The 14308-nt window shown below is 59.8% G+C and carries 14 protein-coding genes; 7 read left to right on the top strand and 7 right to left on the bottom strand.

What is annotated here, in order from left to right; translation table 11 throughout:
* Positions 1–97: 97 nt before the first annotated feature.
* Positions 98–1207, top strand: coding sequence for a nitrous oxide reductase family maturation protein NosD (locus tag ACK3R5_RS16325; RefSeq protein WP_411968854.1), 1110 nt, complete (start codon positions 98–100; stop codon positions 1205–1207).
* A 56-nt stretch (positions 1208–1263) separates the two neighbouring features.
* Here ACK3R5_RS16325 and ACK3R5_RS16320 read toward each other — a convergent pair whose 3' ends face one another.
* Positions 1264–2301, bottom strand: coding sequence for a halocyanin domain-containing protein (locus ACK3R5_RS16320; protein ID WP_411968853.1), 1038 nt, complete (start codon positions 2299–2301; stop codon positions 1264–1266).
* 158 nt (positions 2302–2459) lie between these two features.
* On the opposite strand from ACK3R5_RS16320, the gene ACK3R5_RS16315 reads away from it, so the two are divergent.
* A complete protein-coding gene (locus tag ACK3R5_RS16315) occupies positions 2460–3101 on the top strand; it encodes a helix-turn-helix domain-containing protein (RefSeq protein ID WP_411968852.1) in 642 nt (213 codons plus the stop codon).
* Positions 3102–3159: 58 nt separating this feature from the next.
* Here ACK3R5_RS16315 and ACK3R5_RS16310 read toward each other — a convergent pair whose 3' ends face one another.
* Entirely contained in the window at positions 3160–3510 is a 351-nt protein-coding gene (locus ACK3R5_RS16310; protein WP_411968851.1) for a helix-turn-helix domain-containing protein, read from the bottom strand.
* A gap of 255 nt (positions 3511–3765) precedes the next feature.
* Here ACK3R5_RS16310 and ACK3R5_RS16305 point away from each other — a divergent pair, with 255 nt between their 5' ends.
* From ACK3R5_RS16305 to ACK3R5_RS16285, 5 genes are all read left to right on the top strand, one after another.
* A complete protein-coding gene (locus ACK3R5_RS16305; protein ID WP_411965953.1) occupies positions 3766–4923 on the top strand; it encodes a multicopper oxidase domain-containing protein in 1158 nt (385 codons plus the stop codon).
* A gap of 219 nt (positions 4924–5142) precedes the next feature.
* On the top strand, positions 5143–6141 hold the full coding sequence (locus ACK3R5_RS16300; protein ID WP_411968850.1) for a hypothetical protein: 999 nt from the start codon (positions 5143–5145) through the stop codon (positions 6139–6141).
* 441 nt (positions 6142–6582) lie between these two features.
* Positions 6583–7419 carry a UbiA family prenyltransferase gene (locus ACK3R5_RS16295; RefSeq protein WP_411968849.1) on the top strand — a complete coding sequence of 279 codons (837 nt, stop codon included), beginning with the start codon at positions 6583–6585 and terminating at the stop codon, positions 7417–7419.
* A 305-nt stretch (positions 7420–7724) separates the two neighbouring features.
* Positions 7725–9410: a histidine kinase N-terminal 7TM domain-containing protein gene (locus tag ACK3R5_RS16290; protein WP_411968848.1), complete on the top strand. Its 1686-nt coding sequence runs from the start codon at positions 7725–7727 to the stop codon at positions 9408–9410.
* Between the two features lie 132 nt (positions 9411–9542).
* Positions 9543–10553, top strand: coding sequence for an aldo/keto reductase (locus ACK3R5_RS16285; RefSeq protein ID WP_411968847.1), 1011 nt, complete (start codon positions 9543–9545; stop codon positions 10551–10553).
* 268 nt (positions 10554–10821) lie between these two features.
* Here ACK3R5_RS16285 and lrp read toward each other — a convergent pair whose 3' ends face one another.
* The 5 genes from lrp to ACK3R5_RS16260 form a co-directional block, all read right to left on the bottom strand.
* A complete protein-coding gene (gene lrp, locus ACK3R5_RS16280) occupies positions 10822–11280 on the bottom strand; it encodes an HTH-type transcriptional regulator Lrp (protein ID WP_411965958.1) in 459 nt (152 codons plus the stop codon).
* A 216-nt stretch (positions 11281–11496) separates the two neighbouring features.
* On the bottom strand, positions 11497–11712 hold the full coding sequence (locus ACK3R5_RS16275; protein ID WP_411965959.1) for a hypothetical protein: 216 nt from the start codon (positions 11710–11712) through the stop codon (positions 11497–11499).
* A gap of 3 nt (positions 11713–11715) precedes the next feature.
* Complete coding sequence (locus ACK3R5_RS16270) at positions 11716–12192, bottom strand: universal stress protein (RefSeq protein WP_411968846.1); 477 nt, start codon at positions 12190–12192, stop codon at positions 11716–11718.
* Between the two features lie 3 nt (positions 12193–12195).
* The gene (locus ACK3R5_RS16265) at positions 12196–13839 is read right to left on the bottom strand and encodes a VC_2705 family sodium/solute symporter (RefSeq protein ID WP_411965961.1); all 1644 of its coding nucleotides are present in this window, start codon (positions 13837–13839) and stop codon (positions 12196–12198) included.
* Entirely contained in the window at positions 13836–14267 is a 432-nt protein-coding gene (locus tag ACK3R5_RS16260) for a DUF4212 domain-containing protein (protein ID WP_411968845.1), read from the bottom strand. The genes ACK3R5_RS16265 and ACK3R5_RS16260 overlap by 4 nt, the downstream gene beginning before the upstream one ends.
* Between the last annotated feature and the right edge of the window lie 41 nt (positions 14268–14308).

Genomic DNA, 14308 nt, shown 5'->3' with positions numbered 1-14308 from the left:
ACGATATCTAACCTGAGTCACTGACTGTCCCGATTCATTGACCGTTAATTGTCGGTGTTCTGAGAATAACGAAGCCAATAGCAGAGAAAGTGGGTGTATGGGCGCTGAACGTCGAACAGTCACCTCTGAGTCGGACGGGAACGGACCATCTGAGGTATCACGAAGGGCAGTCCTCCGGAGTGGCGCAGTCGTGACCGCCGTCGCTGGACTCGGGCTTTCGGGCGTCGTCGGCACGGCAGCAGCGAAGAAGAACGGTCGAATACCCATCGACGGCCCGACGAGGATTACCGAACCCGGATACTACGTCCTGACGCGAGACATCGTCGGTGAAGGCGGAGTCGTCGTGGAACCGGAGGTCGACGACGTCACAATCGACGGGCAGGGGTACACCATCGACGGCCAGGGACAGTACCAGTGGGGAATCATCGTGGGGATAGGGGGATATCCAGGGCCGGCGAATACCGTCAATCCAGTCGTCAAAGACGTCACGCTGACTGGATTCACCATCGCAGGACTCGAATTCGAGAACACGAACGGAGGGGCGATACGGAACGTTACGTTCACGGAGAATCCGAATTGGGGACTCTCCTTCCTCGATGGGCGAGGTGCAACCATCGAGAAGTGTACGTTCTCGAACAACGATACCGGTGTATTTGGAACGGAAGGGAGTGGAGGCCACGTATTCACCAACAACGAAATCGAAGGCAACAGATGGGGGATATGGCTCGACGAGTCACCCGGCGTCGTCTTCAAGAACAACCGCTTCGAGAAAAACGAGAGATACGAGCTCAATGCGAGCTCGTTTTCCGACGACGCGCAGATTATCAACAACCTGTTTTACAGGAACGGAACGGGCCTGAACATCGGGGACTACCACAGCAGTCCGAACCTCGTTCGCGGAAACCGGTTCGTCGAGAACGACGGACACGGGATCACAATCGACGAGTCGTTCGTATTCCCGTCCGGATTCAGTCTAATCGAGAAGAACAAACTGTTCCGAAACGGCGGCGACGGAATCAACATGTTCGCTGCGGACGACTGGGTGATAACGAAGAACGTCATCCGGAATAACGGCGGCGACGGCATCGAACTTCAGAACTCCGACGACAACGTCGTCCGGAAGAACGTCATCAAGCGAAACGGCGGTCAACCAATCGAGATAGACGCCGATTCGACTGGCAACGTCGTCGAAGACAACCGAACCTGAACCACGTCGATTCGAGCGACGCCATCCGAACGACGACTCGGACGCTTTTTCGAACGTTACTCCGAATCCGTTTCGCTGTCTTTCCACCACAGGAACGCTCCGAAGAGCGCAGGGGACGCGATGGCGGCACCGAACGTCCCGGCGAGTGCAATCCCACCGAGTCTCTCGGCTCCCGGGTCGTCGAAGGGTTCGGCAATCTCCGCGTTGCTCCCGCCTTCCTCGTCGGTGACGACGACTGCACCTTTCATGCCGAGCGTCTTGTGCGGCGTACACGCGTACGTGTAGGTCCCCGTCTCGTCGAACGTGTGTTCGAACGTGTGCCCGCTACTGTTAGCCAGTTCGGACTCGAAACTCCCGTCTTCTGCCGCGACGTTGTGTGCACCGCCGTCGCCGGTCCACGTCCAGACGACTGTCGTCCCTTTCGAGACGCGAATCGCCGCGGGGCCAAACCCGAACGCCCCCTTGTTCGCTTCGGTTCCGACGTCGACAGTCACCCGATTCAGACCGGTCTGGTCTTTCGCTCCGTCGTAGTTCGACGTGTTTTCGAACCACGAATCGAGGTCCGAACTCGCCGAGTTTGCGTCGTCCGACTCGGAACTCTCCGCGTTCGACTCCGAACTACCTCCGACGACGATTGCCCCTCGCATCCCCAGTCCGGCGTGTGGCGTGCAGAGATACTTGTAGACGCCCTCGTCGTCGAACGTCTGTTCGAAGGTGTGGCCAGCCTCGCCAACGAGTTCACTCTTGAACGACTCGTCTTCCGCCGTCACGTCGTGGACGCCACCGTCACCAGTCCACTTCCAGACGATAGTCGTACCGGGGTCGACACGAACTGCGGCGGGGCCAAACCCGAACGCACCACCGTTCGCCTCGGCGCCGACGTCGACGGTCACCGTCGAAGAACCCGTCTCGTCCACGATACCGTCGTAGTTCGACGTCTTCTCGAACCACGAATCGAGGTCAGTTCCGCTGGACTGTGCACTGGCACGGTTCGAGAGCGTTCCGAGTGCGGTCCCAGAGAGAGCAGCACCACCGAGTAACCGCAGTACGTTTCGCCGTCCGACCGTCGGGGATGTACGTTCGTTTGTCGTCATGTATGTTGGTGCGGCGAGGGCGGATGTCACCTCGCTCGACAGGACAAACCACGGAGTTGGGATGGAAAATCAAGGACGCTCGTTCTCGGTCCGACCGCAGAAGAACGAACATGTTCGCCACCACTTTAGTCGTCTCAGCGTGTAGAGATACGATACAGATGCCACGGGCGACGCTCTCAATCACTATCCCCGAAGGGATTTGGATATCTGACCTCTCGGGGAGATACCCGGATGCCCAGTTTACAGTCCTCGCTGCGATGCCTGCAGAAGAGACAGGTGTCGGACTGGTCGAGATACACGCATCCGACATCGAATCGGTAGTCACCACGTTCGACGAGTACGAATCTATCGTCTCGGTCACGATTCTCGAAGTCAGGGCCGAACAGGCGTTAGTGCAGTTCGAGACGACAGAACCGCTCTTGATTCTCTCGCTGAGCGAAGTCGGAATCCCACTCGAGCTTCCGATTACCATCGTCGACAGAGAAGTCGTCGTCGAAGTCACCGCCCCACGAGAGAACCTCTCGGAGTTGGGCGAGAAATTCACGCAGTTCGGCATCCCCTTCGAACTGGTGTCGATTCACCAGTCGGTCAACACCGAAACACTGCTCACCGAAGACCAGTACGACCTCATCGAGACGGCCATCGAAGCGGGATACTACGACACGCCCCGAACGTGTACGCTCACCGAGTTGGCAGAGGCAGTAGGGTTAGCGAAGTCGACGACGAGCGAAAAACTCCACCGTGCCGAGGGGAAAGTCATGAAAGAGTTCCTCGCCAAAGATACCGTCACGCTCGATTGAACGGCGATTCCTGTTTCGTTCGCCGGTCACGCCACTATTCGACCGTCGGTTCGTCCGTTCAAACGTCCGTCCACAACTCCGAGAGTTGGTCCGACGCCGACCGAGGTTCCGTGTTGACCGACACGTCCAACCCTTTGGATTCGTAGGAGACGACGACTTCGTCGAATCCGAGACAGTACTGTGTGGCATCTCGTGTCGAATCGACCTTGTCGAGGAGACCAGCATCGACCATCTGTTCGAGTTTGCGGTAGACAGTCGAACGTGGCAGGCGACAGGTGGCGGCAATCTCCCTCGCGGACATCGGACTGTCGAGTGACCGAAGCACCGTTCGACACTGTTTGTTCGTGAGCACATCGAACACTGTCTGTAAGTCCGGTTCGACCGCATCGGAAAGCGGGTTGGTAGACATCGTTTGTGTTGGTGGGGTTCCTGCGGCGGACCTATCGTGTTCCGTCTCCACCGCACGTATCGCCGTATTCGTGAAATGTGGGGGTACCGTTGGCACGGGGGGTGAATCGATGGCCGTCGATTCCGGAAGGTACGCCCATTCGAATCGTTGTGAGTACAGGTACGTAGCGTCGGTGCCGAACATGTTCAGACCGTCGTTCGGACACGAGAATCACCGATTCTGACTACAAATACCCAAATACAACGGGCAGATGCAATGAGAAAATACGTTGGTGCCCCCGGTTCGACGATGTCCCGTCGTGAGTTCCTCGCTGCAACGGGGAGCGCGGGGGTGTTCGGTCTCGCAGGATGTACCGCACCGACGAACGGTGATGCGAACGCAGCAATCGGTGCGGACGACCAGACGGCGTCCTCGACTGACAGTTCGACGTTGCCGTACACGAGTCCGCCGGAGGTCGTACAGGTCGACGAACAGGGCGGGTCGGTGACGCTGAAGAGCACGCCCGCGAGACACGCCGTCCACCCCACCGAGGCGATGGGTGGCCCAATCGAGTTCCCACAGGTATGGGCGTTCCAGGCCGACGACGGCGCGCCGAGCGTCCCCGGTCCAATCCTCCGAACGACCGAAGGGAACGACATGGAGGTGACTCTCGACAACACCACCGGGATGCGCCCGCACACGCTCCACTTCCACGGTGCACAGAAAGCGTGGAAGGACGACGGCGTGCCCACGACGACGGGTATCCGCGTCGACCCGGGTGAGAAACACACCTACACCATCCCGGCGAACGTCCCGGGGACGCACTTCTATCACTGTCACTATCAGACCCACCGTCACATCGACATGGGCATGTTCGGCATCTTCCGGGTGGACCCGAAGGGATACGAACCCGCCGACAAGGAGTACTTCATGACGCTGAAAGACTGGGACTCGCGTCTCCCCCGGCAGATGGGTGGCGAGGACGTGAGTTACAGTCCGCGAAACCGCACCCCCGACGTGTTCACCGTCAACGGGAAGAGCGCGCCACGAACGCTCCACCCAGAAGATGGGTCACCAATCATCGTCGAGCGAGGTGACAGCGTCCGTCTCCACCTCGTCAACGGCGGGTACATGAGCCACCCCATGCACATCCACAACCATCGCTTCGAACTCGTCGAGAAAGACGGCGGTGTCATCCCAGACGCCGCCCGTTACGACATGGACGTGACGAACATCGCCCCCGCAGAGCGTCACACAGTCGAGTTCACCGCCGATGCAGACCCAGGAATCTACCTCATGCACTGCCACAAAGTCAACCACGTGATGAACGGGAACGCCTACCCCGGCGGCATGCTCGGCGGCGTCGTCTACAAAGAGGCGATGGACTCCGACATCTTCGCCTCGCTGATGGAGTACGCTGGATACGACGGGTAGCTAGTTCCCGGTGCGTGAGCGGTCCAGCCTCTTGACCCAACACGTTTGGCCGTGGTGGCGTCTGAGAGGCCGAATCGGCGTCGCAAACTCGATAGTCACGGGAACAGGAACCGTTCACCGAGTTGGTGAGCGCCCCGGGATACGGGTGAACCCGATTTTTGGATAATCGACACCGACAGGAGGTACGGTGATAACTACCAAGGCCCACTGTTCAGTGGAATGAAGAGAGCCAGAATGGGGGCCGTGATTTTGGCACTGGTGTTCCTCGCGGTGCCGGTGGCTGCACACGTTCCGAGTTTCCCAGTCGACAACACGACTCCAGAGCGGGCAGTTGCCGTGCCGGATGCAGTCAAGTCGTGGTCGTTCTACGATACGGTTGGAGAGGGCCAAGCGAAATATTACCGCATGACGCTCGCCCCGGGTGAACGACTGCAGGTTGGAACGTTTACGCCACTCGCGAGTGGATTTACCCCGTCTCTCGTCGTCATGAGTCCGTCCGTGAACGGAACAGACGACGTGCCTGCTCAGGTGACGGTTCCCGACGGGATGGGTGCTGTCGTGGTCGATGGTGAGCGACCTGCCGGCGCGTCGTACGAACCATTTGCACCATCGGCGAACTACCACACTGCCGGTATTACTCGACCGGTTGACACCGAGACGACGTATCTCGTAGCGATATACGACCGGGAGAACCGAAGTGGGCCGGCGGGAGTCACAGTCGGTTACGCAGAGGAGTTCGCTCTCACCGAGTACCTCACCGTCCCCTTCGACCTCGTCCGAACACACCTCTGGGAAGGCCAAAGCATACTCGTCGCAATCGGGCCATTTCTGCTCACTGTCTTCGGTGGGGGTGGGCTACTCTTGTCCCGGTGGCGGTCTCCGTCGGGACAAACCGCAATCCGGGTGCTCGTAGGGGTCGCAGGGCTTGTCATTCTCGGAAGCGGAGTGAATACAGTCGTACAGATGGGAATCGCGTTGTCACGAACTGGTTTGACATCTGCAGCCCTCGTTACTGCCGCGTTCGTCGTTCTCCCTGTGGTCTGTGGTCTGTGGATAGTTCGATTCTCCCTCTCGAACGAACTCACGTTCCCTCCCAGTGTTCGGGGTGGACTCGCCATCGCAGGAGTGGTCTCACTTCTGACGTGGGGTGGATTCATCGTCGCTCCAGTGGTCGTACTGGTACTCTCGCTGACGCCGGGGCGGCTACTGACGGACTAACAGCCGACACGTCGGACCGCTCGTAAATTTCCACTTTGATGGAGTCGACGGCCCGAAATTCGATGAGACCGTGAGTCGTCTACCGAGTTGCCCAGAGGTGCTTTTCGAGTCCCTCGATATTGGCAAAAGGGACACGCTAAGTGCGTTATTTGGAGTTTTCAAATAATTTGGATTATTTGGATTTTGTAAAATCGACGGGGAGTCGCCTGGTTTTGGGAAGAATTGACCGTTGAAGTGACACGATTTGGCCGTTCAATTGACGGTTATGAGGACTGTCGTACACCCTGACGGATGTCGAACGAACTGCTCGCTCCTCATCCGTTAGAAAAAATCATGTCAAGCGAATCACCCAGACTGTCCATTTATTCGGACAGCAACGACCGGCTGTACAGCAAGTTCGTTTATTCCCTGTTTACCCAGGCCGAACGAACGAAAGACCTGTTGGTCCACACCTCGACGTACCTCGTCTTCATCGCGATGGTGCAGGTAGCAACCGTGATGGTCGCCCTCTCTCTCGAACCGAGTCCCGCACCACTCGTCCTCGGACTGGTGACCTTCGCCGTCTACACGGGTGACCGAATCGCCGACGCGGATACCGACGAACTGTCGAATCCGAATCAATCGTCGTTCGTGCGGCGGCACAAGCGTCTCCTCTCGGTGATGACGGCGGCAGCCTACGGGTTGGCGATTGCCATTTCAGTTCTCGGCGGACCCGTCGCACTCCTCGTGACGCTCATCCCCGGCATCTTCTGGATTCTCTACGCCTCGGATTGGCTCCCGACTCTCGGGTCGTACTTCAAACGCCTGAAAGAGATACTCGTCGTCAACTCGACTATCGTCGCCCTCGCGTGGGCAATATCGCTCGTGTTCCTCCCACTTTCCTTTGCCGATGCAGCGTTCACGCCTGTCGCTGCCGTCGTGTTCGTCTATTATTTCCTCGATACTTTCGTCAACACCGAGATACCGAACGTGAACGACGTCGAAGCGGACGAGGCCATCGGTGTCTCGACGCTCCCAGTGGTCTTCGGCGTCCACCGGACGCGACAGATACTCTACGGACTCGACCTGGTGCTCGTCGGATTCGTGGGATTCGCGTACCTCCGTGGCCTGCTTCCCGACGTGCTCGCCATCGCAATCCTCCTCGGCTTGGTCTACGCACTGGTCTTGGCCACATTCGTCGGCCGAACCGAACACAAAAGCCGACTCGGGATTGCAGGCGAAGCCAAACATCTCGTGGTGATGGCGCTCATCCTCCTCCTCTCTTCGGCCGGGTTCTGACTCACTCGCGACGGACTCGTTTCAGCTTTTTCTCGACGACGCATCCGGACTGCGTGGTGAACGACGAAATGGAGTGCCGAATGGAGACGTCGTCTCCAGCAGGTGGCCGAGTAGCCTCAGCGGGAGTGTCGCGTGGCCGACGCACGCGGCCCACGTAGTGCCCCCCGCGCCAAAGAATCATATATCTATGATGTCTGACGAGGGGGAGAGGAAGGATTATTCGACTCCATATTACAACACTTCGTCACAATTTTACCGACATTTCATATATCGTGACTGGATTGTATGCTGTAGCTGTGGCTACCGTGGTAACTCTGGTCCCATTGTTGCTCGCCTCCGTCGCCATCGGGTCGGCGGCGACGATACTCGCGTGGCGAGCACGGCCTGAACCGGGAGCCAAGCCACTGGTCGCCCTCCTCGTCGCACAGAGTTGGTGGTCGACGTGCATCATCTTCAGACTCCGCGCACCAGTCCTCGAAACGAAGCTCCTCTGGGCAAATCTCGCGTGGGTCGGCGTCGTCACGATTCCCGTCGCGTGGTTCTTCTTCGCCCTCGAGTACACTGGGCGGGACGAGTTCCTTCGCCCCCGATACGTCGGGTCTCTGTCTGTCGTTCCAGTCCTGACAATCGTCCTCTCACTCACGGGGCAGTACCACGACTTGCTCTACATCGAACCCGTCGGTGTCTCGTCGAGCGGTGTGATACTGTTGCAGCAAGGTGGCCCCTGGTTCTGGATAATCGCGGCGTACACCTACGTACTCGGTATCTTCGGCATGATTCCGATTCTCAACTTGCTCACGAGCGACGCCGTCGCCTTTCAGGGCCAGAGTGCGGCACTCATCGTCGGTCTGTTGGCACCGTGGGTGACAAACGTCCTGTTTCTGGCTGGTGTCCTCCCGACGGCAGGTGTCGACCCGACGCCAATCGCCTTTTCCGTCTCGGGTATCGTCTATCTCGCAGCACTCACACGGTTTCGGCTCCTCGGGACGAGTCCGGCGCCGAACAAGCGCGCCCGGCAGTTCCTCTTCGACCGGATGCAAGGCGGTGCAATCGTCGTCGACGCGAACGATTACATCGTCGACCTCAACGACAGTTGCGTCGATATTCTGGGCCTCGATACACGCGACGTTCTCGGTGCGCCCGCACAGGATATCATCCCCGAATACGACCGTCTCCCAGACGACGGCGCACTCCCCGGCCACTTGACTATCGGCGACGAACTCGGTGGCCACCCGTACGACGTGATGGCGACTCAGATTACCAACGTCCGCGGAGTGCCTATCGGACGGGTCATCACCTTCCACGACATCGGCGAGCACCTGCGACAACAACAACGACTCGAAGTGCTGAACCGTGTCCTCCGCCACAACATCCGAACCGAGACGAACGTCATCTACGGATTCGTTAGCAGGTTCGAGGACGACGAGCACGCGAAGACCGTCAAAGAACGAGCGCTCCGTATCGAAGAGATTGGAAAGAAAGGACGAGACGCCATAGAACTCTTCGATAAGACCCGAAATCAGACCAAACCGACGTCACTCCACGCGCTCTTAGAGCAGTGTGTCACGTCGGTCCGTGAAGACGACTCGGAAGCTACAGTCCACTGGGAATTACCCGACGAAGACGTCGACGTCGCGGGATTACTTCGACCGGTCTTTACGAACGCCATCGAGAATGCGGTAAAACACAACCCGAGCGACGACCCTCACGTCTGGATTACTGCTTCGGTCGACGACGACCACGTCATCGTCGAAATCGCCGACGATGGGCCGGGCATCGAGGAGTACGAACTCGCTGTCATCGAAGAAGGGACCGAGACACCACTCAAACACGGGAGCGGCCTCGGCCTCTGGATCGTCAAGTGGGGAACCGACATCGCTGGCGGCGACGTCCAGTTTACCAAAAACGACCCGACCGGAACTCTCGTCACTATCGAGGTGCCGCTCCTCTCACGGAAGACAGGCACGAACCCCCCGGTACAGTCGGACTGAAACCGCTTCCAGAGACGACACCGTAACGACGATGTCGGGAGAGGAATCGACGTCACAGCGGGAATCGCCAGGGGATGACCGCGTTCAACTACCCAACACTTTTCGTCCGAATCGGCGTACACAAAGACGATAATGAGTACACTCGACGAGATCGACCTCGACTTCGTCCCGCTCGGAGAGACGGGCCTCCAGACGAGCGAACTGCAGTTCGGCACGTGGCGCTTCGGAAAACAGACCGAAGAAGGAAACGTCGAAATCGGCGAAGAGCGAGCACACGAACTCCTCGACGCCTACGAGGCCGCAGGTGGACGCTTCATCGACACCGCCGACGTCTACGGCGGCGGGAAAAGCGAGGAATGGATCGGTGACTGGCTAGCCGACCGTGACCGTGAGCGATTCACCATCGCCTCGAAGATTTTCTGGCAGATTCGAGAGGGCGACCCGAACAGTCGCGGGACCAACCGAAAGAACATCCGGCACCGAATCGACGCCCTCCTCGACCGACTCGACACCGACTACGTCGACGTGTTGTACATCCACCGGTGGGACGACGAGACACCGACGCGGGAGATGATGAAGACGCTCAACCGCCTCGTCGAAGACGGTAAGGTCCACTACCTCGGCGCATCGACGATGCGGCCGAACGCGTGGAAAGTTGCCAAAGCGAACGAAATCGCCCGCGAAGAAGGGTGGGAACCGTTCACCGTCTCGCAACCGCGGTACAACCTCGTCGACCGGGAAATCGAAGGGGACTATCTGGAGATGACTCGGTCGTACGGAATGGCCGTCTGTCCGTGGAGTCCGCTCGGCCAGGGCTTCCTGACCGGCAAGTACACCCGTGAAGACGGCCTCACCGGTGAATCTCGCGCCGCCGAGTCGAGTCGCTTCGAAGAGGCGTATCTCACCGAGGCGAACTTCGACCTTCACGACGAACTCGACGCAGTCGCCGAGGAAGTCGGGGCGACGCCCGCACAGACCGCTCTCGCGTGGCTGATGCATCGTGATGGGGTGACCGCACCCATCGTCGGCGCTCGGACCGTCGAACAGTTGACCGAGAACCTCGCCGCCGCGACTGTCGACCTCTCGCCCGAACAGGTCCAACGGTTGACCGAGGCGAAAGCCGGCCCGTACGCAGGCCTCTAACTCGGGACGACGAACCTCCGAAACGACCGAAGTCGAGTCCGGTGCCGTCGTTTTACGAGGTACCGGGACCGTTCAGAGAACAAAGCGGCGTTAGAGGCGGGTATACCGCCACATTTTGGGATTTTACATTCGCGAGGCTACCGAGGGGGCGAGCCAATCGATAGACGCTCTGAATCGGCGCTCGAACTGCACAGAACGTGCCGCGACGACGCCGAACCGACGGCGTTCCATCGTCAGAACCGGAGGACTGAGTCTGGGGGCTTAAGCGCTATTCGTCGACTTCGAGTTCGAACTGGTCGTTCTCCGAGACGGCGTTGAGGACGACGCTCGTGTTCGACTCACGAATGTCTGCCTCGCTGAGAAGCGCCTTGATCTGTTCGTTCATGTCGTCCGTATTCTTGAACTTGCCAATGGCGATGATGTCGTAGTTGCCGGTTACTTCGTACACGGAGACCATACGCGGTTGTGCTCTGAGATATTCGGTGATGTCGGAGAGTGCGTCACCCTCGACTTTCATCTGGATGACTGCAGTCACGTCGTAGCCGAGTGCCGCGTAGTTGACGCGTGGCGTGTACCCTTCGATGACACCCTCGTCTTCGAGGTCGCGCAGATGGTTCGAAACCGTCGTCACCGACACGTCGAGGAGTTCGGCGAGATTCCGCAGACTCGTGCGGCCGTCGTTGAGAAGTGCGTTGACCAGCTTCGAGTCGAGATTTTCGTACGTCATTACATCTACCAGCCCACCAGAAGCATTAGAACTTTGCGAATGTCCACTATGAGCCGATAATCGAAGAAGTCGTCAAGTAACGACGTGCCTTCGGCTCCAGACCCGACCATCTATATTGTGGTGGGTGTGGTCCGCGGTTCCGCCTCGGCGAGGCAGTCCGTACCGATGACGCCGGCGAAATCGACCGACTTCGGACCTCTCCTCGGCCTCGGATGGTCAGTCCGGCCCGTCTGCCGCTTCGAGCGAGGCGAAAAAGCCGTAGTGGGCGACGATACCTGCGGCGAGACACAGATAGTACGCCCATTGCGGCCCTGCAACCACGTCGAAGAGGAGCGAGACGGCGGTCACCCACGCGAGGGCGAACACGAGGTCGGTGAGCATCGTAGAGCGATTCTCACTGACGTGCTCCCGAAGCGATTGTGTGAGACCCATCGCTTACGCCTCGGCCCCCTGGTCGCCACCGTGAACGTCCACGACCAACACCGGCAACCGAGTCCGCCGGAGTACCTTCTCGGTGACACTCCCGAGAATCACCCGCGAGAGGCCGGACCGGCCGTGTGAACCCATCACCACGAGGTCGATGTCGTTCTCTTCGACGAACTTCCTGATGGCACGAGCGGGTTCACCCGCCGTCACGTGTTCTCGGACGGGGAGTCCGTGCTCTGCGGCGACGTCGGCGACGTAGCCAGTCGCTTCGTCGGCTTCGGCCCGAATCTCCGGCATCTCGTCGAGGTGGCCCTGTCTGATTCGGTCGACCTGTTCTGCGCCGAGTGCGTAACTCGTCGCGTCCACGTCGATGACGTAGAGGGCGTGAACCGTCGCGTCGTACTTCGATGCGACGTCTACTGCCTGTTCGACGGCGTACTCTGCGGTCTTACTCCCGTCCGTCGGGATGAGGATGTGTTCGTACATTGGTTAGTCGTCCGCGGGGGTCTGGCCCCCGTCTGTCGCGACGACGTCTTCGGCGGACTGTTGCTGGCCCATCGGTTCGGGGCTGTGACACTGTCGAACCATCATCTTGATTCGCTCCGGTGGCTCTGCCGTCGCGAGTGAGACGCCAATCGTGATGGCGAACACGAGCGGCGTCCCGACGAGTGCCGCGCCAATCGCCGGCACGTACTCGGCGAAGAGGTCACTGAAGTGGAAGATGAGGTCGTTGACGACGGCCGCAATCCAGAGGGTGAGCCCCACCGACATCCCGGCGAGTGCACCCTGTCGGTTGGTGTTCTCCCACCAGAGGCCGAGGAAGAACATCGGGAAGAGGACGATTGCTGCGAGCGAGAACGCCAGCGCGACGAGTTCACCGACGAGCGCCGGCGGGTCGAACGCGGTGACGGTCACGATTGCACCGAGTGCGACGATGGTCGCACGGCCCACGAGGACCTGCTGGCGTTGGGTCGCGTCGGGGTTGATGATGTTCGTGTAGATGTCGTGCGAGACGGCCGACGACGCCGTGATGAACAGGCCGGCAGTCGTCGCGATTGCGGCGGCGATACCGCCCGCGGCGACGAGTCCGACGAACCACGTCGGCAGGTTCGACAGTTGTGCCGCGAGGACGACGATGAGGTCACCTTCGCCACCACTCATGCCGCCGTTGGCAGCGAACGTCGGGCCGTACTTCGAGGCGTCGTAGAGGTCCACGCCGAAGGCGGCGAGTGCGGGCGCACTCCAGTACAGGAGCAGGATGAAGAAGAGCCCCCAGACGGTCGATTGGCGGGCCGTCTTCTCGTTTTCGACGGTGTAGAACCGCACGAGGACGTGCGGGAGCCCACAGGTGCCGAAGATGAGCGAGAACGCCGTCGCAATCCACAGATAGAAACCAGCGTTGGCGAACGGTTCGGAGAACTCCGCGGAGAGTTCACCGACGAGTCTCCCGTACTCTATCTGCGGGAGCACCGTCGAGTAGCCACCGGTGTAGCCGACGGCGTAGATGGCCGCGAGGAACGCGACGATGAGGATGACGTACTGGACGGCCATGTTCTTCGTCGCCCCGAGCATCCCCGAGACGGTCAGATAGCCGACGGTGATGGCCATCATGACGATGACCATCGTCACGTAGTCGGTGCCGAAGACGTAGAGGCCGACGAGGCCCATCCCACGGGCCTGCCCGACAGAGTAGACGAATCCGATGAGGATGGTCGTCAACGCGCCGATGGCGCGGGCGGTGTCGGAGTCGAATCGGTCACCGACGAAGTCGGGGGCCGTGTACTTCCCGAACCGCCGCATCTGCGCGGCGAGGAAGATGAGCAGGACGAAGTACCCCGTCGTCCACCCGATGATGAACGCGAGGCCGTAGAAGCCCGCGAGGGCGACGAGTCCTGCCAATCCGAGATACGACGCGGCAGACATCCAGTTCGCACCGATTGCCATGCCGTTCTCGATGTTGCCGATAGAGCGGCCTGCGACCCACATCCCCTCGGTGTCGGCCACTTTGAACACGTAGCCGATGGCGAGAAAGAGGCTCAACATCCCGACGACCATGAGCGCCGGAATCGGTTTGAACGAGATGTTGAGAGCTTCCGGGAGGAGGTCACCCGACTGGAGGACGACGTTAGTCATTCGGAGACCCCACCGTCGGTTGCCGCCGCCTCACCGGCCGCCTGCTTCGTCACGTCGCTCTCCGGGGTGGCGTGGTCGATGCCGTAAACCTGGTCGAGTTGGTCGCGCTTGCGCGAGTAGAGGAACGCGAGGACGAGCGAACTCGTCGGCGTCACGAACCCGACGAAGAAGTAGTGCGCCGGAAAGCCGATGACCGGGAGTTGCGTGGTCATGAGTTCCGGGGCGAAGTACGTCAAGACCGGTGGCCCGAAGGTGAGAAGCGCCCACGCGAGGAAGCCAACCCAGATGACCTTCAGGTGGTCGCGCATGAACGGCGTGCTCGGTTTCAGGAGGTTCACCTCCCGGTCGAGGTAGTCGATTTCGGCGTGCTGTGCGGCTTTGGTCCGTGTCTCGTGTCGGGGTGTCGTCCCGTCTGAGTCTCTCGTCATCGGTGGTGTGTCGTCGTGGGGTAGTCAGGGGGTGAGTGTGG

Source organism: Haloferax sp. YSSS75 (assembly GCF_046764215.1).
Lineage (GTDB): Archaea > Halobacteriota > Halobacteria > Halobacteriales > Haloferacaceae > Haloferax.
This window is presented reverse-complemented; position numbering and strand designations above follow the sequence as displayed.